This is a genomic window from Kineococcus anabasis, assembly GCF_054590795.1.
In genome coordinates this window covers 30,983-54,903 of sequence record NZ_BAAIHU010000011.1, presented here as the reverse complement: position 1 = coordinate 54,903, position 23,921 = coordinate 30,983, and the positions used below count along the sequence as shown (strand labels likewise).

19 protein-coding genes are annotated in these 23,921 nt (G+C 74.8%); 10 read left to right on the top strand and 9 right to left on the bottom strand.

The features are described from left to right. Positions 1 to 58: 58 nt before the first annotated feature. Positions 59 to 1,612, bottom strand: a complete 1,554-nt coding sequence (locus tag ACYQBY_RS17875; RefSeq protein ID WP_459645239.1) for a histidine kinase N-terminal 7TM domain-containing diguanylate cyclase — start codon at positions 1,610 to 1,612, stop codon at positions 59 to 61. Positions 1,613 to 1,736: 124 nt separating this feature from the next. Then, the gene (locus tag ACYQBY_RS17870) at positions 1,737 to 2,492 is read right to left on the bottom strand and encodes a Pr6Pr family membrane protein (protein ID WP_459645238.1); all 756 of its coding nucleotides are present in this window, start codon (positions 2,490 to 2,492) and stop codon (positions 1,737 to 1,739) included. A gap of 172 nt (positions 2,493 to 2,664) precedes the next feature. Here ACYQBY_RS17870 and ACYQBY_RS17865 point away from each other — a divergent pair, with 172 nt between their 5' ends. Beyond that, on the top strand, positions 2,665 to 3,123 hold the full coding sequence (locus ACYQBY_RS17865; RefSeq protein WP_459645237.1) for an SRPBCC family protein: 459 nt from the start codon (positions 2,665 to 2,667) through the stop codon (positions 3,121 to 3,123). Positions 3,124 to 3,174: 51 nt separating this feature from the next. On the opposite strand, the gene ACYQBY_RS17860 is transcribed toward ACYQBY_RS17865, so the two are convergent. Both ACYQBY_RS17860 and ACYQBY_RS17855 read right to left on the bottom strand, forming a co-directional pair. Continuing rightward, positions 3,175 to 5,451: a diguanylate cyclase domain-containing protein gene (locus tag ACYQBY_RS17860; protein WP_459645236.1), complete on the bottom strand. Its 2,277-nt coding sequence runs from the start codon at positions 5,449 to 5,451 to the stop codon at positions 3,175 to 3,177. A gap of 197 nt (positions 5,452 to 5,648) precedes the next feature. Continuing rightward, positions 5,649 to 7,160 (bottom strand): LVIVD repeat-containing protein, encoded by a 1,512-nt coding sequence (locus tag ACYQBY_RS17855; protein WP_459645235.1) that lies wholly within the window; start codon positions 7,158 to 7,160, stop codon positions 5,649 to 5,651. A gap of 155 nt (positions 7,161 to 7,315) precedes the next feature. Between ACYQBY_RS17855 and ACYQBY_RS17850 the strand changes: the two genes are divergently transcribed. Beyond that, the gene (locus ACYQBY_RS17850; protein ID WP_459645234.1) at positions 7,316 to 8,305 is read left to right on the top strand and encodes a phosphotransferase; all 990 of its coding nucleotides are present in this window, start codon (positions 7,316 to 7,318) and stop codon (positions 8,303 to 8,305) included. Here the strand turns inward: ACYQBY_RS17850 and idi are convergent. Together idi and ACYQBY_RS17840 are read right to left on the bottom strand one after the other, a co-directional pair. Continuing rightward, entirely contained in the window at positions 8,262 to 8,813 is a 552-nt protein-coding gene (idi, locus tag ACYQBY_RS17845) for an isopentenyl-diphosphate Delta-isomerase (RefSeq protein ID WP_459645233.1), read from the bottom strand. The two genes, ACYQBY_RS17850 and idi, sit on opposite strands and share 44 nt — an antisense overlap. Then, positions 8,810 to 10,945, bottom strand: a complete 2,136-nt coding sequence (locus ACYQBY_RS17840) for an MMPL family transporter (protein WP_459645232.1) — start codon at positions 10,943 to 10,945, stop codon at positions 8,810 to 8,812. The genes idi and ACYQBY_RS17840 overlap by 4 nt, the downstream gene beginning before the upstream one ends. A gap of 105 nt (positions 10,946 to 11,050) precedes the next feature. Here ACYQBY_RS17840 and ACYQBY_RS17835 point away from each other — a divergent pair, with 105 nt between their 5' ends. The 3 genes from ACYQBY_RS17835 (at position 11,051) to ACYQBY_RS17825 (ending at position 13,844) form a co-directional block, all read left to right on the top strand. Next, on the top strand, positions 11,051 to 11,548 hold the full coding sequence (locus ACYQBY_RS17835; RefSeq protein ID WP_459645231.1) for a MarR family winged helix-turn-helix transcriptional regulator: 498 nt from the start codon (positions 11,051 to 11,053) through the stop codon (positions 11,546 to 11,548). Positions 11,549 to 11,690: 142 nt separating this feature from the next. After that, entirely contained in the window at positions 11,691 to 12,719 is a 1,029-nt protein-coding gene (locus tag ACYQBY_RS17830) for a GGDEF domain-containing protein (RefSeq protein WP_459645230.1), read from the top strand. 63 nt (positions 12,720 to 12,782) lie between these two features. Beyond that, positions 12,783 to 13,844 carry a LacI family DNA-binding transcriptional regulator gene (locus ACYQBY_RS17825; protein ID WP_459645229.1) on the top strand — a complete coding sequence of 354 codons (1,062 nt, stop codon included), beginning with the start codon at positions 12,783 to 12,785 and terminating at the stop codon, positions 13,842 to 13,844. On the opposite strand, the gene ACYQBY_RS17820 is transcribed toward ACYQBY_RS17825, so the two are convergent. Continuing rightward, entirely contained in the window at positions 13,816 to 14,931 is a 1,116-nt protein-coding gene (locus ACYQBY_RS17820; RefSeq protein ID WP_459645228.1) for a glycoside hydrolase family 53 protein, read from the bottom strand. The two genes, ACYQBY_RS17825 and ACYQBY_RS17820, sit on opposite strands and share 29 nt — an antisense overlap. A 66-nt stretch (positions 14,932 to 14,997) precedes the next feature. Further along, entirely contained in the window at positions 14,998 to 17,289 is a 2,292-nt protein-coding gene (locus tag ACYQBY_RS17815; protein WP_459645363.1) for a beta-galactosidase, read from the bottom strand. A gap of 366 nt (positions 17,290 to 17,655) precedes the next feature. On the opposite strand from ACYQBY_RS17815, the gene ACYQBY_RS17810 reads away from it, so the two are divergent. The 5 genes from ACYQBY_RS17810 (at position 17,656) to ACYQBY_RS17790 (ending at position 23,380) form a co-directional block, all read left to right on the top strand. Next, positions 17,656 to 18,957, top strand: coding sequence for an ABC transporter substrate-binding protein (locus ACYQBY_RS17810; RefSeq protein ID WP_459645362.1), 1,302 nt, complete (start codon positions 17,656 to 17,658; stop codon positions 18,955 to 18,957). A gap of 156 nt (positions 18,958 to 19,113) precedes the next feature. Then, entirely contained in the window at positions 19,114 to 20,103 is a 990-nt protein-coding gene (locus tag ACYQBY_RS17805) for a carbohydrate ABC transporter permease (protein ID WP_459645227.1), read from the top strand. A 117-nt stretch (positions 20,104 to 20,220) separates the two neighbouring features. Further along, positions 20,221 to 21,021, top strand: a complete 801-nt coding sequence (locus ACYQBY_RS17800; RefSeq protein ID WP_459645361.1) for a carbohydrate ABC transporter permease — start codon at positions 20,221 to 20,223, stop codon at positions 21,019 to 21,021. Continuing rightward, positions 21,018 to 22,106: a LacI family DNA-binding transcriptional regulator gene (locus tag ACYQBY_RS17795; RefSeq protein ID WP_459645226.1), complete on the top strand. Its 1,089-nt coding sequence runs from the start codon at positions 21,018 to 21,020 to the stop codon at positions 22,104 to 22,106. Before ACYQBY_RS17800 ends, ACYQBY_RS17795 begins: the two co-directional genes overlap by 4 nt. 77 nt (positions 22,107 to 22,183) lie before the next feature. Beyond that, positions 22,184 to 23,380, top strand: a complete 1,197-nt coding sequence (locus ACYQBY_RS17790) for a glycoside hydrolase family 53 protein (RefSeq protein WP_459645225.1) — start codon at positions 22,184 to 22,186, stop codon at positions 23,378 to 23,380. Between the two features lie 89 nt (positions 23,381 to 23,469). Here the strand turns inward: ACYQBY_RS17790 and ACYQBY_RS17785 are convergent, their stop codons facing one another. Beyond that, positions 23,470 to 23,886, bottom strand: coding sequence for a DUF350 domain-containing protein (locus ACYQBY_RS17785; protein WP_459645224.1), 417 nt, complete (start codon positions 23,884 to 23,886; stop codon positions 23,470 to 23,472). Between the last annotated feature and the right edge of the window lie 35 nt (positions 23,887 to 23,921).

The following is a 23,921-nucleotide window of genomic DNA, read 5'->3' as shown; positions in this document are numbered from 1 at the left end:
GCCGGGCCGACGGCCCCGCCCCGTGCCGCCCCGTGCCGCCCCGCCCGCCGGGGAGCGGTCAGCAGGCGGCGGGGCCCGTGAGGGCGCGCCGCTCCCCGGCCTCCGCCGGGCGGCCCAGCACGACGCGGTCGCGGCCGCGGCGCTTGGCCTCGTAGAGCGCCTCGTCCGCCAGGCGCAGGGCCAGCTCCGCGCTCCCGCCGCGCCCGAGCTGCGCCACGCCCGCGCTGAACGTCACGCGCACCGGGCCCGCCGACGTGACCACCGGGGCGGCTGCGCACCGGGCGCGCAGCTCCTCCACGCGCGCGGCCGCCGTCCGGCCGTCGGCCTCCGCCAGCACCAGCACGAACTCCTCCCCGCCCGAGCGGGCGACGGTGTCCTCCGGGCGGACACCGCCCGCCAGCAGCGAGGCGACGTGCCGCAGGACCTCGTCGCCCACGGCGTGCCCGTGGGTGTCGTTCACGGCCTTGAAGTGGTCCACGTCCACGACGGCCACCGCCAGCGCGGAGCCCGTGCGGTCCGCCCCCTCCACGAGCAGCGGCAGCGTCGAGTCCAGGTGCCGGCGGTTGTGCAGGCCGGTGAGCCCGTCGCGGGAGGCCTGCTCGGCCAGCCGGGCGCGCAGCGCCTCCAGCTCCGTCACGTCCCGCGCGACCACCACCCAGCCGCCCGCCGCGCCGGTGCCGGGCTGCAGCGCCTGCACCCGCACGTCGAGGACCGTCCCACCGGGCAGCGGCACCAGGGCCGTGCCCGCCCCGAGGCCGACGGCGTCCGCCACCGCCGGGTCGACCACCTCGCGCCACGGGCGGCCCGCGGTCGCCCCGCCCAGCAGCACCGCCGCCGCCGGGTTCGACTCCAGGACGCGGCCGGTGGCGTCCAGCACCACCACCGCGTCCCCCAGGGCGTCCAGGACCTGCCGGTGCGCCACGGGCAGCAGGTGCGCATCGGGGTCGTAGCTGTGCACCCACCACCACGTCGCCGCGCTGACCAGCAGGCAGGGCGTCGTGGGGTCCAGCGCGAAGCGGGACCACAGGTCCGTGCTCAGGGCGATGACGTTGCCGAGGGTCGGCACGAACATCGCCGCCAGCGCGATGGCGTGGCGGCGCCGGTGGGCGGCCACGCTGCCCAGCATCGCCTGCAAGATCAGCCACGCCGCGGCGCCGAGGACGGCGTAGCTGTAGGCGGTGTGCACCCAGAACAGCGGGCCCATCCGCACCGCCTGGGCGTCCGCGGCGAAGGTGTTCGCCCCGTGCAGCAGCCCGTGCCAGGGGTCCGTGAGCGCCGCGACCGTCACCAGCAGGGGCTCGGCGACCAGCAGCAGCACCAGGCGCCGGGACAGGGTCGTGCGCCGGCCGGACAGGATCAGCGCGTACCAGAGCGTGCCCGCGACGACCGCCCCGATCCCCGGGTAGACGGCCGCCAGCAGCAGCGGCTCCAGGTCCGGGTCGGCCGTCCCGGCGGCCACCGCTGCGGGCGTGGACCAGTGGACGACGCCCGCGAGCATGAGCACCAGGGGACGCACGAGCGGGCTGTCCGCGCGGCGGCGCCACATCAGGGAGGCGGTGAGCAGGCCGATCAGCGCGGTCAGGCCGTAGACGACGACGGCGACGTGCTCCACTCCACCTCCCCGGGTCCCGGACCACCGGTGCGAGGTCCTCCCCGGAGCATCGGCGCCGACGGCGCGGGGCTTGACGTCTCCTGGCCGGGCGGGGAGGGGGGAGCGCGCCCGGGGAGGTGGCCGGCTACGCCGTCCGGGCCGGCCTGCGCCGCCGGTCCACCCGCGCCAGCAGGTGGTCGGCCCCCACGTAGAGCAGCCCCAGCAGCCAGAACGCGCCGGTCAGCACCACCGCGTTCACCGCGACCCCCTCGTAGCCCGAGCGCTCGACGTCCACGAAGGCGTACGGGTAGCGCGGCGTGCCGTCGGAGAACGCCCCGCGCAGCAGCACGAACACCAGGTACCCCAGCGGGTACAGCAGCCACAGCGCGGCGTGGTTCCACCGCAGGCGCCCGTGCCGGTCCCACAGCAGCACGTCGACCACCGCGAGCAGCGGCACGACGACGTGCAGCAGGTCGTTCTGCACGCGGCCCTGCAGCAGCAGGAACGCGCCCTCCCCGCCGCCGGGGTTGAGCAGCGCGTTGTAGACCACGCCGGTGATGGTGACGAACACCGCCGCCCCGCCCTTGAGCCACGCCGGCGGCGGCCGCACGCCGCGCAGCTCGGCCGCCACGGCCCACGCGAGGACCACCGCGAGCAGCAGGTTGCTCTGCAGCGTGAAGTAGATCATCCGCTCGTCCAGGCCGGCGAGGTCCGGGCCGGTGTCGATCCACACCATCCCCAGCAGCACGAGGGCGACGACCAGCAGCCGGTACGCGACGACCACCGGGCGGGCCGCGGGGGGTGCGCCCGGCACCTCCCGCCCGGGTGGGAGGTCCCGGTCCGGCCGCACCCGCCGGCGGCGCGGATCCGGTGCGGGCTGGCCCGGGGGCGTTCTGTGCATGCGTCCCATCATGTGCACGGGCCCCCGTACCGTCGCGGTGGGAGACCTGCGCCACATCCGGGCGCGGGTGCGCGGATCCGTGCATGGATCGCGGGGAGCCGGGTAGGTGAGCTGCAGGGCGGGGCCGCGGCGCCCCCCTGGACCCGATCAGACCGGAACGAGAGGAGACGCCATGCCCAGCGTCATCGAGACCATCGATGTGGACGTCCCCGTCCGCACCGCCTACAACCAGTGGACCCAGTTCGAGTCGTTCCCCAATTTCATGGGCGGCGTCGAGAGCGTGCAGCAGGTCAACGAGACCCTCACGCACTGGAAGACCAAGGTGGCCGGGGTCGAGCGCGAGTTCGACGCGGAGATCACCGAGCAGCACCCCGACGAGCGCGTCGCGTGGAAGAGCGTGGACGGCAAGGACCACGCCGGTGTCGTGACCTTCCACCGCCTCAGCGACGACAAGACCAAGGTCACCGTCCAGCTCGACTGGGAGGCCGAGAGCCTCGTCGAGAAGGCCGGCGCGGCCCTCGGCGCGGACGACCGCCAGATCAAGGCGGACCTCAAGCGCTTCAAGTCCTTCATCGAGGAGCGCGGCGCCGAGACCGGTGCCTGGCGCGGGGACGTCCAGCCCCCCAAGTGACGGCAGGGCGGGGGCGGCACCGGCGACGGTGCCGCCCCCGCGTGCGTCCCGTCAGCTCCTGCGGCGGTTCAGGGGCACCCGTGCGCCCCCGTCGTCGAGGACCCAGGAGCCGCGCCGGGTCGACTTGGCCCGGTACATCGCGGCGTCGGCGTCCCGCAGGACCTGCTCGGCGGTCGCGGCCCCCCTGCGCCGCACCGCGATCCCGACGCTGGCCGTGACCACCGCCTGCCGGCCGTCGAGGTCCACGGGCACGGCGATGGCGCGCTGCATCCGCTCCACGACCGGCAGCACGTCACCCACGGGCGCCTCCAGCAGCACCGCGAACTCGTCGCCGCCGAAGCGCGCGGCGGTGTCCCCGCTGCGGATCGTGCCCAGCAGGCGTTCCGCGATCGTCACGAGGAGCTGGTCGCCCGCGTGGTGGCCCCGGGTGTCGTTGACCTGCTTGAAGCCGTCCAGGTCCAGGAAGAGGACGGCGAACTCCCGCGGCGGGTGGGTGCCGTCCCCGTCGAGGACCTGCGTGAGCCGCTCCAGGAACAGCGTGCGGTTCGGCAGGCCCGTCACGGCGTCGTGCAGCGCCCGCCGGCGCAGGTGCTCCTCGCTGGTGCGCAGCGCCGCGAGCAGCCTCTCCTGCTCGAACGCCACGGTCAGCAGCGCCGCCCAGTGGTTGTAGGTGGCGCGGGCATCCAGGGAGCGCGCGTCGATGTGGCCGACGACGGCCAGCAGGCCCCAGTCCGAGCCGCGCGCCCGGACGGGGATGACGTACGTCACCTGCCCCGCCGCCGCGTCGGCGCGCTCCAGCACCTGCTGCGGGGGGAAGCTCGTCACGGTGGTGCCCGTGCCCAGCAGCGCCGGGCCGAGCCCGCCGCGCAGGTCGTGCACACCCACGATGCGCAGGCGCCCGCTGCCGGCGTCGCCGTCCCACAGCGCCAGGCAGCCCAGCTCCACGTGGGTGGAGGCCATCCACGCCAGCGAGCGCGGGTCCGTGCCGTCGCGGTCGAGCAGGCTCATGCTGACCTGGTACTGCTCGGCGATGATCTTCTCCTGCGCCACGGCCACGTCGAGCAGGTCCTGGGTGTGCGGCAGCCAGAGGGCGCTCACCAGGCGGTTGTGGCAGCGGATGATCCGGTCGCGCGTCGCCTCCTCCACCGCGGGGTCCGGTGCCTCGGACCCCGGGGGCCGCAGGCGCCCGACGGCCGAGGACACGAACGCGCCCAGGGCGGTGGTGACGCGGTGCAGGGACTCCGGCGACGGGCGCAGCGTGCGCAGCAGCTCGCCGAGGCGGCCCAGGTCCGTCTCGGGAACCTCCCCACCGCCCGTGGCGACGTCCTCCACGGCACCGGCGAGGAGGTCCGCCAGGGCGCGCAGGGTCGTGCCGGAGCCCGGCACGTCCGGGTCGGGCAGCAGCGCCGCGTGCAGCGAGCGCTCCAGCTCCTCCCGGCCGGGCGGGGTCGCCGGTGCCGCTGCCGGTGCCTGCCGGGAGCAGCCGCAGGAGGTGCGCGGCACGAGGTCGGCGGGGGAGGTGTGCCGACCGCCGGGCACCGCCTCCCCGCGCAGCTCCGCCAGCAGCAGGCGGGCGCCGAGCGCCCCGACCCGGTCGAACTGCTGGTTGACCGTCGTGAGCACCGGGCGGGTCCTCGACCACCGCTCGACGTCGTCGAAGCCGACCACGGCGAGGTCGCCGGGCACCGACAGCCCGACCTCGCGCAGCTCCTCGACGATGCCCAGGGCGTTGCGGTCCGTGGCGGCGACGACGGCGGTCGCGGGCAGCCCGCGGGTGAGCATGCGCTCGGCGACGACCCGCCCACCGGCCTCGGCGTTGTCGGGTGCGGGGAAGAACAGCGCGGGGTCCGGCTCCAGGCCGTGCGCGCGCATCGCCTCCCCGAACGCGGTGTGCCGCTCCTGCATGTCGGTCTGGGCCAGGTTGCCGGCGAAGGCGATGCGGGTGTGCCCGTGGACGCGGACGAGGTGGTCGACCGCGGCCTGCACCCCGCCGGCGTTGTCGGGCATCGCGGAGCGCACGGGCAGCCCGTCGACCCGGTTGCCGGCGAGCACGACGGGCTTGCCGACGGTGAGCAGCCGCTCCAGGTAGACGCGCTGGGTGGACGCCGCGAGGGACACGAACCCGTCGGCGAGGTCCCAGCCGGTGGGGGTGCCGAAGTCGGGGGCGCCGAGCACCTCGTTGCCGCTGAGGCCCGCGTCGAGGGTCTGCACCAGCAGGACCCGCCCACCCGCGGCCGTGACCTCCCGGGTGATCCCGGCGAGGAGGCCGCCGAAGTAGAAGCCGCCGGTGATGGGGGACAGCACGGCGATGGTCGGCCCCGTCGGCACGCCGTCCCCCTTCCGTGGGTCGAGGTGGGCCGGCGGACGCCGCGCCACCTCAGGTCGATCGGCAGTTCGGTGCCGATCCTTTCGTCTCGCGGGCGGGCCCGCCCGGGGACGGGCCCCGTAGTCCTCCTCCGTGCCCGCCCCGATGACGCAGAGCCCGCCCTGCCGGGAGGCGGGGCGGGCCCTGTCGCGTCAGGCCGTCAGCGCTTCTTCGCGATCGGCACCTGGGACTGCACGTTGAGCGTCGACGGGCTCGGCCGCAACTGCGCGGTGATCGAGCGCTCCGACAGCTCCAGCACGTCCAGCCCCTTCTGGATGTCGCTGGAGAAGATGTACCCGTTGTACCAGTAGGCCGACCACGACCCGCCGACGACCGGCTTGCCGTCGGCGCCCGGGGGCAGGGGGCCGCGGTCGAACCAGGCCAGCTCGCGCGGGTTGGCCGGGTCCGTGAAGTCCATCACGGAGATCCCGCCCTGGTACCAGGACTGCACCATGACGTCGCGGCCGGCGAGGGGGATGAGGGAGCCGTTGTGCGCGACGCAGTTCTCGGTGTTGTGCTGCGTGCGGGGGATCTTGAAGTAGGACGCGAAGCGCAGCTCCGGGCCGGTGGGGGTCTGCTCGATGCGGTAGATCGCGTTGGCCCCGCGCTGCGGCCCGACGGTCGGGTTGCAGGTCGGCTGACCGCCGCCGCCGAGCTCGTCGGTGAAGACGACGCTGTCGGCCTCGTCGTCGAAGGTCGCCGAGTGCCAGAAGGCGAAGTTCGGGTCCCGGACGGTGTCGAGCACCTTCGGCTCGGCGGGGTTGCGGATGTCGAGCAGCACGCCCTCGCCCATGCAGGCGCCCGCCGCGATGCCCTTGGCGGGGTAGGCGGTGATGTCGTGGCAGCCGGCGGTCGCGCGGCGCGTCTCGCCCTCGCCGGGGAAGCCGCCGTCCGGGAAGAGCACGGGCTCGGCGATGACCTTCGCCGCGGCGGGTGCGGCGTCGGGGATCTCGACGATGGAGATCTTGTCGTGCGGGGGCCGGCAGTCGACCGCGGTGGGGCTCGGCCCGTAGGAGGAGACGTAGATCAGGCCGCGGCGGTTCGCCGGGTCCGGCACGAGGGTGTTGGTGTGGGAGCCGCAGTCCGTCTCGACGGTGGTGAGCAGCTCCGGCGCGGCCGGGTCGCTGATGTCGTAGAGGCGCAGGCCCTCCCACGACCCGTCGACCGCGACGCTCCCCGTCGTGCTCGTGCAGCTGTCGTCGCTGCGGGAGGAGTCGACCGACAGGACGAGGACGTCGTCGTAGATCGTCACGTCGTTCTGGGGGCCGGGGCAGTGGATGACGGAGACGACCCGGGGCGCGGTGGGGGTCCGCACGTCGTAGACGGTGACGCCGTCGTAGTTGCCCTGGTAGGCGTAGCCGTCCTTGAACGTCAGGTCGGAGCTGAAGGCGCCGGGGGCGGCGAAGGGCGCCACCTTGGGGAGGTTGGCCACGAGCCGGAGGTTGCCCGAGGAGGCCGTCCCGCCGGGCGCGAGCTGCGCCCCCGAGTCGTCCATCCCCTCGATCTCCTCCTGCGTGAAGCAGAACTCCTCGTGGTCGTGCTCGTGGCCGCTGTGGTCACCCGCGCAGGTGTCGGGGTGGGCCTGCGCCGGGGCGCTGATGCCGAGGAGCGCGGTGGTGCTGAGAGCGGCGGCGGCGCCGAGCGCCAGGATCCGCCGGCGGGGTGCCGTCATGCGACCCTGCCCTTCTCGTCCGGGGGTTCCGGCGCACGGCGGTGTGCGGCCGGGGTGCCAACGCACCGTAGCCACGGCCCCCCGGCGCGTCCAGCACCCGCGGGGACGCGGAAAACCGGCGGCGCGCAAGGGCTCCGCGCGGGGAGGATGCGACCGTGGCGAGGGCGTCGGGGCAGCGGATCGGGTGGGCGGACCTGCCCGGGCACGTGCGGGCGGCGGTCGAGGCGGTGCTCGGTGCACCGGTGGTGGCCGCCGTCTCCCAGCCGGGTGGGTTCTCCCCGGGCACGGCGGACCGGGTGCGGACCGCGGACGGGCGCCGGGCGTTCGTCAAGGCCGTCTCCTCCGGGCTGAACCCGCACACCCCCGACATGCACCGCCGCGAGGTGCACGTCACCGGGGCGCTACCGCTCGCGCTGCCCGTCCCCCGGCTGCTGGGCTCCTACGACGACGGCACGTGGGTGGCGCTCGTGCTGGAGGACGTCGAGGGCCGGCACCCGCACACGCCGTGGCACGCGGACGAGGTCGGCCACGTCCTCGCCGCGCTGGAGGCGCTGGCCGCGGAGCCCCTGCCCGCGTCCCTGGCGGACCTGCCGCGCGCCGGGACCGCCCTCGCGGAGGACCTCGGGAACTGGGACGCCGTCGCGGCCGACCCGCCGGCGGACCTGGACCCGTGGGCGGCGGCGCACCTGGCGGAGCTGCGGGAGCTGGGCGTGCGGGCGGCGGCGGCCGTCGCGGGGGACGCCCTCGTGCACTGCGACGTGCGCGCGGACAACCTGCTCGTGCGCCCGGACGGCGGCGTGGTCGTCGTGGACTGGCCCTGGGCGTGCCGGGGTGCGGCGTGGCTGGACACCCTGATGCTGCTCGTCAACGTCAACCTGCACGGCGGCCACGACGTGGAGGCGCTGCTGCCGCGCGGGGCCACGGTGCGGGCGGAGCCGGCGGAGGTGACGGCGGTGCTGGCCGGGCTGGCGGGCTACTTCGTGCACACCTCCCGGCTGCCCGCGCCGCCGGGGCTGCCGACGGTGCGGGAGTTCCAGCGGGCGCAGGGCGAGGCGCTCCTGCCCTGGGTGCGGGAGCGGGTGGGGCGGTGGGGGACTGCCCTCACAGCTCCAGCAGGGCCAGCTGCTCCAGCATCCAGGGGCTGAACGGGGACGGGTCGGCCGCCACCTGCGCGCGCAGCTCCTCCAGCGGGACCCAGCGCCAGTCCTCCACCTCGGCGGGGTCGGCCACGACGTCGCCGAGCATCCGGGCGCCGTACACGGGGCACACCTCGTTCTCCACCGTCCCGTCCGCCATGACCGCGCGGTAGCGGAAGTCCGGCAGCAGCGGCCGCACGTCCGCGACCCGCACGCCCAGCTCGTCGGCCGCGCGGCGGTGCACCGCCTCGGCGGGGTCCTCGTCCGGGCCGGGGTGCCCGCAGACGCTGTTCGTCCACACCCCCGGCCAGGTGCGCTTGGTCAGCGCGCGCCGGGTCAGCAGGGTGCGCCCCCGGGCGTCGAGGAACCAGCACGAGAAGGCGAGGTGCAGGGGGGTGTCGGCGTGGTGGACCTCGGCCTTGGGGGCGGTGCCGCAGGGCCGGCCGTCGGCGTCGAGGAGGACGACGAGCTCGGTGGTGGCGACGAGCGGGGTGCTGGTGGTGGAGGTGCTGGTCACGGGGCGGGGTCCTCTCCGGTGCGCGGTCCACCGGGGACCGCCGGGACGGGGGCGGGCCGGGGACCTCGATGGTGCAGCGTGGCAGGGGCGGCGGCGAGCCGGGACGGCCACCACGTCCGGGGGCCCAGCAGCGTGACGAGCGCGGGCACCAGGACGCTGCGCACGAGGAGGGTGTCGAGGAGGACGCCGACGCCCACGATGACGCCGAGCTGGGTGAGCAGCACCAGCGGCAGCACGCCGAGGACGGTGAAGACGGCGGCGAGCAGGACGCCCGCGCTGGTGATGACGCCGCCGGTGACGGCGAGGGCGACGGCCATGCCCTCGCGGGTGCCGAGCGTGTGCGCCTCCTCCCGGGCGCGGGTGGTGAGGAAGATGTTGTAGTCCACGCCGAGGGCGACGAGGAACAGGAACGCCAGCAGCGGCACGGACACGTCGAGCGCGGGGAAGCCGAAGACGCCCTCGAGGATCCAGCGGCTGGCGCCGAGGGCCGCGGCGAAGGACACCACGACGGTCGCGACCAGCAGGAGCGGCGCTACCAGGGAGCGCAGCAGCAGCCCGAGGACGAGCAGCACGACCCCCAGGACGAGGGGGGCGACGACGCGCTGGTCGCGCTCGGCGGCGCGGGCGGTGTCGTAGGTGGTGGCGGTGGTGCCGCCGACGAGGGCGCCGGGGCCGACGGTGTCGAGGCGCTCGCGCAGGCGGGCGACGGTGGCGTCGGCGGCCTCGCTGCCGGGGGTGTCGGCCAGGACGGCCTGGACCTGCGCGACGTCGCCGGGGGCGGTGCCGGCCGCGGGGCCGGGGCGGGCGGAGGCGATGCCCTCCGTGGCGGCGGCGACCTCGAGCACGGCGGGGACGTCGGCGACGGTGGTGAGGACCGAGAGGGGCTCGGCGGCGCCGGCGGCGAACGCCCGCGCCAGCACCTCCTGCCCGCGCAGGGACTCCGGGCGCTCGCGGAACTGCTCCGTCTGCGACAGCCCCACGGACTGGCCGAGGGCGCCGGTGGCGAGCGCGGCGAGCACGAGGAGCGAGGCGGCGCTGACGGCGACGGGGCGGCGGCCGACCCCGCGGGCGACGCGCGCCCACACGCCGGTGCGGGTGGGGTCGGTGGAGCCGAGGTGCGGGACGAAGGGCCAGAACAGCCGGCGGCCGAAGAGGACGAGCGCGGCGGGCAGCACGGCGAGGCCGAAGAGCAGGGCGGTGGCGATGCCGAGGGCGCCGGCGATGCCGAGGTTGCGGTTGCTGGTGAGGTCGGCGGCGGTGAGCGTGAGGAGGCTGAGGGCGACGGTCGCGGCGCTGGCGACGATCGCGGGCGCGGCGGAGCGCAGGGCGCGGCGCATGGCCTCGTGGCGGTCCGGCTCGGCGCGCAGCTCCTCCCGGTAGCGGGCGATGAGGAGCAGGGCGTAGTTCGTGCCGGCGCCGAAGACGAGGATGCTCACGATGCCGGAGGTGGAGGGGCCGATGCCGAGCCCGGTGGCGCGGTCGAGGATCGTCACGAGGGCGGCGGCGACCTGGTCGCCGAGCCCGACGACGGCGAGCGGCACGATCCACAGCACGGGGGAGCGGTAGGTCAGGAGCAGCAGCACGGCCACGACGACGGCGGTGGTGGCCAGGAGGGTGACGTCGGCGCCCTGGAAGACGCGGCCGAGGTCGGTGGAGAAGCCGGCGGGGCCGGTGACGAGGGCGTCGAGCCCGCCGGGCAGGTCCCGCAGCCGCTCCCGCAGGGTGTCGACGGCGGCCGAGGTGGCCTCGTCGTTCCCCGCTCCGCCGGGCAGGGGGACGGTGACGAGGGCGGCGGTGCGGTCGGGGGAGAGGACGGGGCCGGTGACGGGCCCGGCGGTGGCGAGGTCGCGCAGGCCCGCGGCCGCCTCGGCGACGGCGGACTCGTCGGCGGCGGTGAGGGGCTGCCCGCCGCGTTCGACGACCACGAGGGCGGGCTCGCTGCGGGCGGCGGGGAGGCGTTCGGCCAGGGCCGCGGCGCGGCTGGACTCCGCGGAGGCGGGCAGGCCGCCGGTGGCCTCGGCCTCGGGCGCGCTGCCCTTGAGGGCGAGGACGCCCGCGCTGGCGGCGACGGCGAGCAGGACGACCAGCCAGGCGGTGGCGCGGCCGACGAGGCGGGTGAGCAAGGACGTCACGGCGGCCCCCAGGTGGCGAATTAGTTCGATGATGGGAAAGTCCTGTGTTCAAGCTAAAGGGTGGTGAGGGCCGTGGCAACACCGGGGATGCCGCACAGTGGGGGCGTGCACAGCGTCGGCCCCCCGGACACCCGTGACCTGCTCCTCGTGCTGCTGCAGACCTTCAGCATCGAGGCCCAGCGCTTCGCGCAGGTGTTCGCCGGCGCCCACTCCCTGCACCCGACCGACCTCAGCGCCCTGGCCCACATCTCCCGCGCGAGCGCCACCGGCGGCTCGGTCACCCCCGGGGAGCTGGCCCGCGCCCTGTCGATCAGCACCTCCGCGACCACCGCCCTGGTGGACCGCCTGCAGCGCGCCGGGCACGTCGAGCGCCTCTCGGACGAGTCCGACCGCCGCCGGGTGCGGCTGCGGATGACGCCCCCGGCGCAGGCCCTGGCCACGTCCTTCTTCACGCCGCTCGCCGACCGCGTGCGCGAGGTCCTCTCCGCCCACGACGAGGCGGAGCTGGAGAGGTTCGCGGGCCTGCTGGGGCGCGTGGTGGAGGCCACCCGCACCGCCGCCGACGAGGCGCACGGGCGTGCCGGGGAGCCCGGCTCGCGCTGAGCCCCCCGCGGGTTCACCCTCATGGCGCAGGAGTTGCCTCCGACCGACGTTCGGGTGACGTTCAGTGACGCTCCGTGCCTACCATCGGGGAGCAACACCTCGCTGACCTCACAGCGTCGTGAACGTCGAGGTAGGTGATCGCATGGCCGGCTCCGCCCCCGCGGACACGTCCAGGCCGCGGGTGTCCTCCACACCCGACCTGCGCGTGCTCACGGACATGGCCGAGGTGCCGTGGTCGGGGTTCACCGAGGCCGCCGACGCGGTCCTGGAGTTCCTCCAGGGCAGCCTCGGGATGGACCTGTGGGCCGTGACCGAGGTCCGCGACGGCTCCCAGGAGGTGCGCGTCGCCCGCTCCGGCGCCTTCCGCATCCCACCCGGCACCCGGCTGCCGTGGGTGGACGGCCTCAGCCGCCGGGTGCTCGACGGCAGCGCCCCCCGGGTCGCCACCGACGCGCGCATCGAGATGTCCTTCGGTGCGCCCGGCGTCGACCGCCGCTTCCGGGTCGGTGCCTACGTCGGGGTGCCGATGCTCACCGAGGAGGGCCGCCTGCGCGGCACCCTGTGCGGCTTCGCCGGCTCCCGCCAGCCCGAGCGGATCGCCGGCGAGCTGCCCCTGGTGGAGCTGTTCGCCCGCCTGCTCAGCACCCTGCTGGCCAAGGAGGAGTTCGCCCACGAGCGCTCGCAGGTCGCCGCCGCCGCCTATGCGGCGGCGGAGCGGGACGCCCTCACCGGTCTGCTCAACCGGCGCGGCTGGCAGCGCGCCCTCGACGCCGAGGCCCAGCGGTGCGTCCGCAGCGGCCGGTGCAGCTCCGTCGCCGTCGTCGACCTCGACGGCCTGGCCGCCCTCAACGAGAGCCGCGGGCACGAGGCCGGGGACCAGCTCCTCGCGCTGACCGCCCGCGTCCTGGACTCCACCGTGCGCCCCTGCGACAAGGTGGCCCGCGTGGGCGGCGACGAGTTCGCCCTCATCGCCGCCGACGCCGGCGGCGACGGCGTCCGCGCCTGGGCGGGCCGCCTGCGCGCCGCCCTGCACGCCGCCGGGGTGGAGGCGTCGGTGGGGGCCAGCGCCGGCAGCTCCGAGCACTCGCTGCACGAGGCCTGGCACGCCGCGGAGTCCGCGATGCTCGCCGACAAGCGGGCCCGGCTCGGGCCTCGGCGCCGGGCGGGCTGAGCGCCCGGGCCGGGCCGGGTCGGTGCGCGGGAGCGCGTCCCCGGACCCCTCTAGGATCCGGCCGTGCCAGCCGTGCCGGGCCCCGCCCGCAAGCGCCCGACGATCCGTGACGTCGCGCGCGAGGCGGGGGTGTCCTACGGGACGGTCTCCCGCGTCCTCAACGGCGGGGAGTGGGTCAGCCCGGAGGCGGCCCGCGCGGTGCGCGAGGCCATCGAGCGCACCGGGTACACCGCCAACGCGCACGCCCGCTCCCTGGTGACGGGCCGCTCGGAGTCCGTGGCGTTCCTGCTGACCGAGCCGCACCACCTGCTGTTCGAGGACCCGAACTTCTCCGTGCTGCTGCGCGGGGTCGCGCAGGCCCTGTCGGACCGCAAGCTCACCCTGGTGCTGATGATCGCCGCGACGCCGGACGAGCGGGAGCGGGTCCTCGCCTACCTCGCCGGTGGCCACGTCGACGGGGTGCTGCTGGTGTCCTCGCACTCGGGCGACCCGCTCCTCGGCCGGCTCGTCGAGTCCGGGGTGCCGGCGGTGGCCTGCGGGCGGGCCCTGGGGTACGAGGCGGCGATCTCCTCCGTGGCGGCGGACGACCGGGGCGGCGCGCGCTCGGCGGTGGAGCACCTCCTGGCCACCGGGCGGCACAGGATCGCCACGATCACCGGCCCGCAGGACACCTCCGGCGGGGTGGACCGGCTCGCCGGGTACCGCGAGGCCCTGGCCGGGGCCGGGCTGCGGGCCGACCCGGCGCTCGTCGCGACGGGCGACTGGGGCCGCGAGCGCGCCGCCGCGGCGATGCGGGAGCTGCTCGCCGCCGCGCCGGACCTGGACGCGGTGTTCGTCGCCTCCGACCTGATGGCCTCGGCGGTGCTGCCCGTGCTGCGCGCGGCGGGCAGGTCGGTCCCGCGGGACGTGTCCGTCGTGGGTTTCGACGACTCCGGGCTGGCCGCGACGCTGGAGCCGCCGCTGACGACGGTGCGCCAGCCGCTGGAGCGCATCAGCGAGGAGATGGTGCGCCTGGTCACCGAGGGGGTCGGGGGCCGCGGGCCGCTGTCCGTCACGGTGCCCACCACGCTCGTCGTGCGCGGGAGCGCCGCTCGGGTCACGGCGTCCAGCGGATGTGCGGGTTGACCCGCCCGTTCCAGTCGAAGACGGCCATGTTGTCCCAGCCGTCCCCGGTGTTCCAGATGTCGTCCGGGTCCCAGCCGTTGCCGTGGATCGCGGTCCAGGTGGGTTCCCAGTAGAAGACGCCGATCGCCCCGGCGTTGCGCGCGGTGTTCTGCACGTACCGGAACTGCGTGGCCTGGCCCTCCCACGTGGCGGGCTGCCCGTCGCACGTCACGTCGCCCGGGATGGAGTTGGCCTCGTGGTCGGCGTCGGCCGTGGTGAACATGTACGCCGTCTCCACGACGACCACCGGCTTGCCGTAGCGGGTGCGCAGGTCGACGAGGTTGTCGTACAGGTTGGCCAGGGAGCCGTGCCACATGCAGTAGTACGACTGGGCGGTGATGTCCCACTGCACGCCCTGGGCCGCGATCCCGTCGAAGAACCAGCGGGCCTTGGTGTTGCTGTCGGCGTGCGCGGTGTGGACGATCACCTGGGTCGCGCCGTTGCACGCCTTGGTGGCGTTGTAGCCGGACTTCAGCAGCGCCGCCAGGGGGGCGAAGTTGCTGTTGGCGATCTTGCCCTCGTTCCACAGCATGCCGACGTTGATCTCGTTGCCGATCTGCACGCTGTCCGGCGTGGTGCCCTGCGCCTTGAGCGAGGTGCACACGTCGTAGGTGTGGTCGTAGACGTCCTTCTGCAGCTGGCTGAGGGTGTGCGTCGACCACGCCGCGGGCTTGTACTGCTTCGCCGGGTCCGCCCACGTGTCGGAGTAGTGGAAGTCGATCATGACCTTGAGGCCCTTGGCCTTGAGGACCTTCGCCTCGGCCAGGACCTTGGCCTTGTTGTTGTAGCCGCTCCTCGGGTTGTGCCATACGCGCAGGCGCGAGTAGTTGACGCCCCGCTCCTTCAGGACGTCCAGGGGGTCGCGCAGCGTGCCGTTCTGGTCGTAGTACCGGGCGCCGAGGTCGCGGGCGCGCTGCAGGGAGGAGACGTCCGCCCCCAGCATCGTCAGCGGGGTGGCGGCGGAGGCCGGCGTCACCGCCAGCGCCGCCGGGGCGGCGACGGCGCAGGCGGCGAACGCGGCACGCAGGGCGGTCAGGACTCTGGGCATGTCTCTCCTTCGAGGCATCGGTCCATCGGTGGAACACCCGGGCTCCCAGCGAGCCCGGGGGTTCGGTCAGCGGTCGCGGCCCGCCCCGGCGGGGGACGGGGCGGCGACGCGCTCGCGCCAGGTGCGGCGCGCCTCGACGCGCACGGCGTCGACGGCGAGGAGCTGCCCGTCGGTGCCCGCGAGCCGGTCCCGGGCGTCGGCGGGCAGGTGGACGGTGGAACCGGTGGCCAGCGGGAGCACGTGCAGGGTGACGTCCGAGCCGGCCGAGCACCCGGCGTCGCGCAGGCTGACGGTCCAGCGCGAGCCGTCCCAGAAGCGGTCGGTCATGGCGCGCCCGTCGACGCGCAGCTCCGCGACGTCACCGGCCCAGTCGACGTGCAGGTACGTGTCGAGCTCCTTCTCGTGCGCCCACGCGGGGAGGGTCAGGCGCAGCACGGCGGCCATCTCCTCGAACACCTGCGGTGCCGGGGCGGACTGCCGCCCGTCGTGCTTGCCGTGCACGACGGGCACGGTGGCGGCGGCGGGGCGGAGCGGCTCCACCGCCGCGTCGGCCACGACCGCGGCGGAACTCCCCTCCGCCGCCAGCGGCAGGGCGGTGAACCCCCGCGCGGCGGTGTCGTAGACGAGGACCTGCGGGAAGGCCGCGGCGCTGTGCGCGCTGACCCGCCCGTCGCGGTCCCACGACAGCTCCTCCCCGGACAGCAGGAGCCTGCGCCCGCCGGCGCCCTCGGGCACCCACGCGTCGGCGGCGACGTCCGCGGGCAGCACCAGCACGTCGAGCGCCCCGCCGGCCGCGTCCACGCGCAGCGGCGCCAGGCCGGGCTCGACGGCGTGCAGCGTCCGCCCGCCGTCGCCGTCCACCGCGAGCTCCACGTCGATCCCCGCCTCCGCGGTGAGGACCAGGGTGGGCACCGCGCCGGGCAGCTCGCCGGGCAGCTCGCCGGGCAGCACCGTCAGCGCCGAGGCCGTGGCCCACGCGATCCGGACGCCGCCGAGCTCCAGGTTCAGCGGCCAGCGGGCCAGGGTGCCGGCCGGCACGTCCACGGGGTGCGAGGGCAGCCGGAGCTCCTCGGTGTCCAGCCGGACGCGGAACCGGGCGCCGCGGTAGGTGTCCAGGGCGACGTGCGGCTGGTGCCAGGAGACGAACAGGAAACCGCTGCTCCCGTCGGAGCGCACCGCCCAGCGCAGGGTGGTGGAGTCCTCCACCCCGGCCGGGCGCAGGTCCGGGAGGCTGGAGGGCATCTGCGCCAGGGAGGGGCCGAACGCCGCGAGGAACGCGTGCTGGCGGCGCAGCTCGGCGTGGCTCGGCGCGAGGGTGCCGGCCTCGCCCACGGGGGCGTGGAAGTCGTAGCCGAGGCGGGGGACGTCGTTGGGGTACCCCGTCGCGTGGGATTCCTGCATGCCGTGCTCGCCGGGGGGGTTCGTGCCGCCGGCGTACATGTAGTAGCCCTGCCACGCCGAGCCGTTGCCGATCTTGCAGTGCGCGACGGCGGCGACGTCGAGCGCGCCGGGCCTCGGGCGGCGGTGGTACGCCGTGGCCATCCCGCCGCCGAGCTCGCACGTGGCGGGCGGGAACAGCGCGGACGGCGCCCGGGGCGGCTCCACCGTCGCGTCGCGCCCGCGCAGGTCGGCGCCGATGCCCGGGTCGTCCCAGACGTGCGAGAAGAAGAAGTGGTCCCGGAAGCTGGGGTCCCACGGCTGGTCGGCGTCCACCCAGAAACCGTCGCCGTACCCGCCGTAGAGGGGGAGGACCTCCTCCTCGGGGAGCTGGGCGCCGCCCCAGGCCGTCGCCGTCCACAGGGGTGCGGACATGCCGGCCTCGCGCGCCAGGCGCTTGAGGGTGACGAGGTGCCCGGGCTGGTCGTAGAGCTCGTTGTCGAGCTGGATGCCGAGGACGGGCCCGCCCGGGGTGCACCGGCCGGCGAGGGCGCCGGCGAGCTGCCCGAACCACTCGCGCACCAGCTCCAGGTAGGCCGGGTCGTCGGTGCGGTGCGCGACGGGGGCCTGCTGCACCCAGTCGGGGAAGCCGCCGTTGCGGACCTCACCGTGGCACCAGGGCCCGATGCGCAGCACGACGTCCAGGCCGGTCGCGGCGCACTCGTCCAGGAAGGCCCCGACGTCGAGGTTCCCCTCGAACAGCGGAACGCCGCGCTGCTCCACGTGGTGGATCCACACGACGTAGGTCGAGACGACAGTGATGCCCCCGGCCCGCATCGCCTCCAGTCGCCGGCGCCACCGGGAGCGTGGGACGCGGCTGTAGTGGATCTCGCCCGAGACGGGGATCACCGGCCGGCCGTCCCGCTCGACGTAGCGGTTCGTGAGCGACACCCGGGGGTCGCGGTCGACGGTGTCGCCCATCGCCGGGCGGGTGACCGCCGTGGCCCACGGACGGTGCCGCAGGCCCAGGACGGGCGGCTGGGGTGTGGGGGAGGAGGGCGTCGTCACGGGAGTCCTTCGGGGCGTCGTTGCGGCCGGCAGCTCGAGAGGCGCCAGCTGACCTGTGATCGGTTACAGGCTCCTGGGCCGGATGCTAACCCAGGCGGCACAGTGCATCCAACGGTTCGTGGGCGAACCGATCAGGGACTTGACAAGCCTCGGGGTGACCACGACTGTAAACGGTCACAGGCAGGGCGCGGCGTTCAGACGCTGCCCGCCGCCCGTCGCGAGGACGCGGCGGCCGATCGAGGAGGATCCTTGCGTCTCAACGTGGCACCGAAGATCAAGATGGCGTCGAAGAGCCTGGCGCTCGCGGCCTCGGCAGTGCTGCTCGTCACCGGCTGCTCCGGCGGCAGCTCCACCGGTGAGGGCGGCGGCGAGGGCCCCGTCAAGCTGACCTACTGGACGTGGACGCCCAACATGGACGAGGTCGTCGCGGAGTGGAACAAGACCCACCCCGACGTCCAGGTCACCGTGAACAAGCAGGACGGTGGCGACGCCGCCGTCACCAAGCTCCTCACCGCCGTCAAGGCCGGCAGCGGCGCGCCGGACATCATGCAGGCCGAGTACCAGGCCGTCCCCACCCTCGTGGCCGCCGACGCCCTGGCTGACATCTCCGAGCAGGTCGGCGACGACGTCGCGGCGAAGTTCCCCGAGTCCGCCTGGGAGGGCGTGACCCTCGGCTCCGACGCCGTCTACGGCGTGCCGCAGGACTCCGGCCCGATGATGTTCTTCTACCGCGCCGACATCTTCGAGCAGCACGGCATCGCCGTCCCGACCACCTGGCAGGAGTACGCCGACGCGGCCCGCAAGCTCCGCGCCGCCGACCCGACCAAGTTCCTCGGCACCTTCTCCGCCGCCGACCCGGGCTGGTTCACCGGCCTCTCCCAGCAGGCCGGCGCCTCCTGGTGGGGAGTGGAGGGCGAGTCCTGGAAGGTCGACGTCGACTCCGAGGCCACGAAGAAGGTCGCCGGGTACTGGGGCGGCCTCGTGCAGGAGGGCGTGATCGACAAGACCCCCATGTACACGCCGGAGTGGAACGCCGCCCTCAACGACGGGACCCAGGCCGCCTGGCTCGGCGCCGTCTGGGGCCCCGGCGTCCTGGAGGGCAACGCCGCGGACACCAAGGGGAAGTGGAAGGCCGCCCCCCTGCCGCAGTGGGACGCCGCGAACCCCGCCAACGGCAACTGGGGCGGTTCCGCCACCAGCGTGACCAGCCAGTCCGACAACGCCGAGCAGGCCGCCGAGTTCATCACCTGGCTGAACACCGACCCCGCCGCGGTCAAGCTGCTGGCCTCCACGGCGAACGTCTACCCCGCCGCCACCGACGCCCGCGCGAGCGCCCTCACCGCGCCGCCGGCCTTCTTCGCGGACCAGGCCGACTTCTACGACATCGCAGCCCAGGCCGCCGAGGTCACCAACCCGTTCACCTACGGCCCGAACGTGAACGTCGCCTACAGCGCCTACAAGGACGCCTTCGGCAAGGCGGCGGAGGCGAAGTCGGCCGCGGGGTTCGTCCCCGCGGTCGAGGCCATGCAGGCGACCACGGTCGCCGACATGAAGAACAGCGGTTTCACCGTCGCCGAGTGATCCCGCTCCGGTGATGCAGGTGATCCCCGCTCCAGCGAACCGGTCGATCCCGCTCTCCTGAGCAGGACCGGGGCGGGGCTGACCCCCTCGCCCCGCCCCGGTCCACCCACGGCCCGCCGGCCGTCCACACCACCGCCGAGCGCAGGAAGGCAAGACATGTCGACCAGAGCACCGTCGCTCGCCACGCCGCAGGGGTCCGCTCCCGCCGTGGTCCCCGCCGCGCGCTCCCTCGGGAGCCGCTCCCGGGCCGCCGGGCGCATCGCCACCCCCTACGGCTTCCTGGCTCCCGCGATCGTGCTCTTCGTCGCGTTCCTGGCCGCCCCGATCCTCTACTCGCTGTACCTCAGCTTCCGCTCCGCGAAGGTGAAGGGGCTCGGGCTCGGGTCCGGCTCGCGCACCGAGCAGTGGGTCGGCGTGGAGAACTACGTCCGCTCCGTGGCCGACCCGGAGTTCCTCGCCAGCGTGGGGCGCGTCGCGGCGTACGGCTTCATCGTGGTCCCCGCGATGCTCGGCCTGGCGCTGCTGATGGCGCTGCTGCTGGACTCCGAGCGCTCCCGCGTGGGCGGCTTCGCGCGCACGGCGATCTTCCTGCCCTACGCGGTGCCGGCGGTCGTGGCCTCGCTGCTGTGGGGCTTCCTGTACCTGCCGCGCGTCAGCCCGTTCGTCGACGTCCTGGCCGCCGTGGGCATCACCGCGCCGGACGTGATGTCCTCGCAGCTCATCATGTTCGCCGTCGCCAACATCGCGGTGTGGGGCGGTACCGGCTTCAACATGATCGTCCTCTTCACGGCGCTGCGGTCCATCCCCGGCGACATCTACGAGGCGGCCCGGCTCGACGGGGCGAGCGACCTGCAGATCGCGCTGCGCATCAAGATCCCGATCGTGGTCCCGTCCATGATCATGACGTTCGTGTTCTCGCTCATCGCGACCCTGCAGGTGTTCGCCGAGCCGATGACGCTGCGCCCGCTGAGCAACACCATCTCCACCACCTGGACGCCGCTCATGAAGGTCTACCGCGACGCGTTCGTCCGCAACGACGTGTACTCCGCGGCGGCGACCTCCGTCCTCATCGCACTGGCCACCTTCGTGCTCTCCTTCGGCTTCCTCAAGCTCGTCGGCTCGCGCGCCTTCAACCAGGAGAGGTGAACCGTGACCACGTCCGTCGCCGCCCCGTCCCCCGCCCCCTCGGCCGCAGCCGCCCCCGCCTCCGGGCCCGGCAGCGCCCCGGGGCGCCCCCGCCGCTCCAGCGCCACCGTCACGGTCCTGCTGCTCCTCGGCGCCGCGTACTGCCTGCTGCCGGTGCTGTGGGTGCTCATCGCCTCCACCAAGAGCGCGGCGGAGCTGTTCGCCACGTTCACCTTCGCGCCGAGCACCAGCCTCTTCGCCAACATCGCCGACCTCAGCGCCTACCGCGACGGCCTGTTCTGGCGCTGGATGCTGAACACCGCCCTCTACGCCGGGGTGGGGGCGCTGCTGTCCACCGTCGTCTCGGCGATGGCCGGTTTCGCCCTGGCCAAGTACGCCTTCCCCGGCAAGAACGTCGTCTTCAACGTGATGCTGGCCGGCGTCCTGGTGCCCGGCGTCATCCTCGCCATCCCCCAGTACCTGCTGCTGGCGAAGTTCGACCTGACGAACACCTACTGGTCGGTGCTGCTGCCGAGCATCATCAGCCCGTACGGCATCTACCTCTCGCGCATCTTCGCCGCCGCCGCCGTGCCGGACGACGTGCTGGAGGCCGCCCGGGTCGACGGGGCGCGCGACGGGCGCATCTTCTTCCGCATCGTGCTGCCGATGATGCAGGCCGGCCTGGTGACCGTCTTCCTGTTCCAGTTCGTCGCGATCTGGAACAACTTCATGCTCCCGTACATCATGCTCGGCGACGACCGCCTGTTCCCGATCACGGTGGGCCTCAACGGCCTGCTGAACCAGGGGGCGCAGCAGCCGGCCATGTACACCTCGGTGATCACCGGTGCGCTGCTGTCGATCCTGCCGCTGGTCGCCCTGTTCCTCTGCCTGCAGCGCTACTGGCAGGTCGACCTCGCCGCGGGAGCCGTGAAGTCGTGACGCAGGCCCCCGTCCGGCCGGAGCTCCCGGCGGTCCCCGCCGCGCCGGTCCGGCCGGGGAGCACGCGCAAGCGCCCCACCATCCGCGACGTCGCGCGGGAGGCCGGCGTCTCCTACGCGACCGTCTCCCGCGTCCTGAACGGCCGCGAGTGGGTCAGCCCGGAGGCCGCACGGGCGGTGCGCGAGGCGATCGCGCGCACCGGGTACACCGCCAACGCGCACGCCCGCTCGCTGGCCACGGGGCGCTCGCGCTCGATCGCGTTCCTGCTGACCGAGCCGCAGCACCTGCTGTTCGAGGACCCGAACTTCTCGGTGCTCCTGCGGGGGGTCGCGCAGGCCCTGTCGGACCGCCAGCTCACCCTCGTCCTGATGATCGCGGGGACCGAGAGCGAGCGCCGCAGGGTGCTGGAGTACCTCTCCGGCGGGCACGTCGACGGGGTGCTCCTCGTCTCCTCCCACTCCGGGGACCCCATGCTGGGGGACCTGGTGCGCGCGGGCGTCCCGACCGTGGCGTGCGGGCGGGTGCTGGGCTACGAGGGCGTCATCAACTTCGTGGCCGCCGACGACCGGGTCGGGGCCCGCTCGGCGGTGGAGCACCTCGTGGCCACCGGGCGGCGCCGGATCGCCACGATCACCGGCCCGCTGGACACCTCCGGCGGCGTGGACCGCCTCCTGGGCTACCGGGAGGCGCTGTCGGCCTGCGGCCTGCCCGGGGACGAGCGGCTCGTGGCGCAGGGTGACTGGACCTGCGACGGCGGGTCGGCGGCGATGCGGCGCCTGCTGGCGGACGCCGGTGACCTCGACGCGGTGTTCGCCGCCTCCGACCTGATGGCCTCGGCGGCGATGTCGGTGCTGCGCGAGGCGGGCCGCTCGGTGCCCGGGGACGTGGCGGTCGTGGGCTTCGACGACTCCGGCCTCGCGGCCACGCTCGACCCGCCGCTGACGACGGTGCGCCAGCCGCTGGAGCGCATCAGCGAGGAGATGGTCCGTCTCCTCACCGAGGGCGTCGAGGGCCGCACCCCGCTGTCCATCACCGTCCCCACCACGCTCGTCGTGCGCGCCTCCACGGCCGGCGAGCCCTCCTGACCCGGGTCCCAGCCGGGGGCCCGCCCCCGGGACGCCCAGCGATGGGACGTTCCGGACCGTTCACGCGAAGGAGCGTCATGAACGACCAGCACACCCCGTCCCCCACCGGTTCGCCCCTCAGCCGCCGCGGGCTGCTCGCGGCCCTGCCCGTCGCCGCGGGCGCCGTCGCCCTCGGCGCGACCCCGGCCGCCGCCGCCGGTCCCGCGGCCGGCAGCTCCGGGCGCGGGCACGCCCTGAGCATCCGCGGCGCCGACATCTCCTTCACCCCGCAGCTGGAGGCCGCCGGCATCGAGTTCAGCGACGGCGGCCGCGTGCGCCCGATCGAGCACGTCCTGCGCGCCAACGGCGCCAACTGGATCCGCCTGCGCCTGTGGGTGAACCCGCCCGCCGGCTACAGCGACCTGAACAGCGTCGTCGAGATGTCCCGCCGCGCGAAGACGGCCGGCCTCAACGTCCTGCTGGACCTCCACTACTCCGACTTCTGGGCCGACCCCGCCCACCAGACCATCCCCGCCGCGTGGCAGGGCCAGGACCTGCCCACCCTGGCCGCGACGGTGCGCCGGTACACCCGCGTCACCCTGGAGCAGCTGGAGGCCGCGGGCGCCCGGCCCGACATGGTGCAGGTCGGCAACGAGATCACCGCGGGCATGCTCTGGCCGCTCGGCAAGATCTACGGCTCCGGTGCCCCGAACTGGTCGGGTTTCAGCACCCTGCTCGGGGCGGGGATCGCCGGCGTCCACGACGCCACCACCACGGGCAAGCGGATCCCGACCATGGTCCACATCGACCGCGGCGGGAAGATGGGCGACACCCGCTGGTTCTTCGACAACATCCTCGCCGCCGGTGTCGAGTTCGACGTGATCGGACAGTCCTACTACCCGTTCTGGCACGGTTCCGTCGCCGACCTCGCGGCGAACCTCACCGACAGCGTGCAGCGCTACGGCAAGGACGTCGTCGTCGTCGAGACCGCCTACCCGTGGACGCTGGGGAACGGGGACGACCTGGAGAACCTCATCAAGGACCTCGCCCAGCTCCCCGACGCCGCGACGTACCCCCCGACGCCACAGGGTCAGGCCGCGTTCTTCGAGACGCTGCGCCAGGTCCTGCTCGACGTCCCCGGCGGCCGCGGGCTCGGGTTCTTCGCCTGGGAGCCGGAGTGGCTGCCCGGCGTGGGCTGGACCCCGGGGCAGGGCAACCCGAACGACAACCTCACCATGTTCGACCGCTCCGGTGCCGCCCTGCCGGCGCTGCGGGCGTTCCGCCCCGCGCGCTGACCCCGGCGCCGGGCCCGGCCGCGGGCCGCCCCGGCGCGNTGCCCTCCACCCCGGCCGGGGTGGAGGGCACGCTCGCGCCGCGCGCGGGTTCACCAGATCGAGGCCGCCACCACGAGCGAGACGGCGAGCTGCGCGGACGCCACGACGAGGCTGCCCGGGTGCAGCTCCCGCTGCACGAGCACGTCACGCATCCGCCCCGGGGTCAGCAGTTCCAGCGCCACCCCCGCCAGGGCCTGCAGCAGCACGCCCAGCAGCCCGAAGGCCGCCGTCCAGGCCAGCGCCGTGCCGAGGCCGGCCTCCCCGTTGGTCCAGATCGCCGTGAACACGACGAGCCCGAGGCCGAGGAACCCGGCGGAGACGACGACGGCGGCGTTCATGGACCGCTCCACCCACACGTGGTGCGCGAGCTTGCCGGGGGTCAGGACGTCGAGGACCACGAACCCCACCGCGAGGAGCAGCGCACCGAGCAGGGAGTAGGCGGTGGCGTAGCCGAGGCTGGCGAGCACGGGAGGGTCCTCCATCGGGTTGTCGGTCGGGGTCG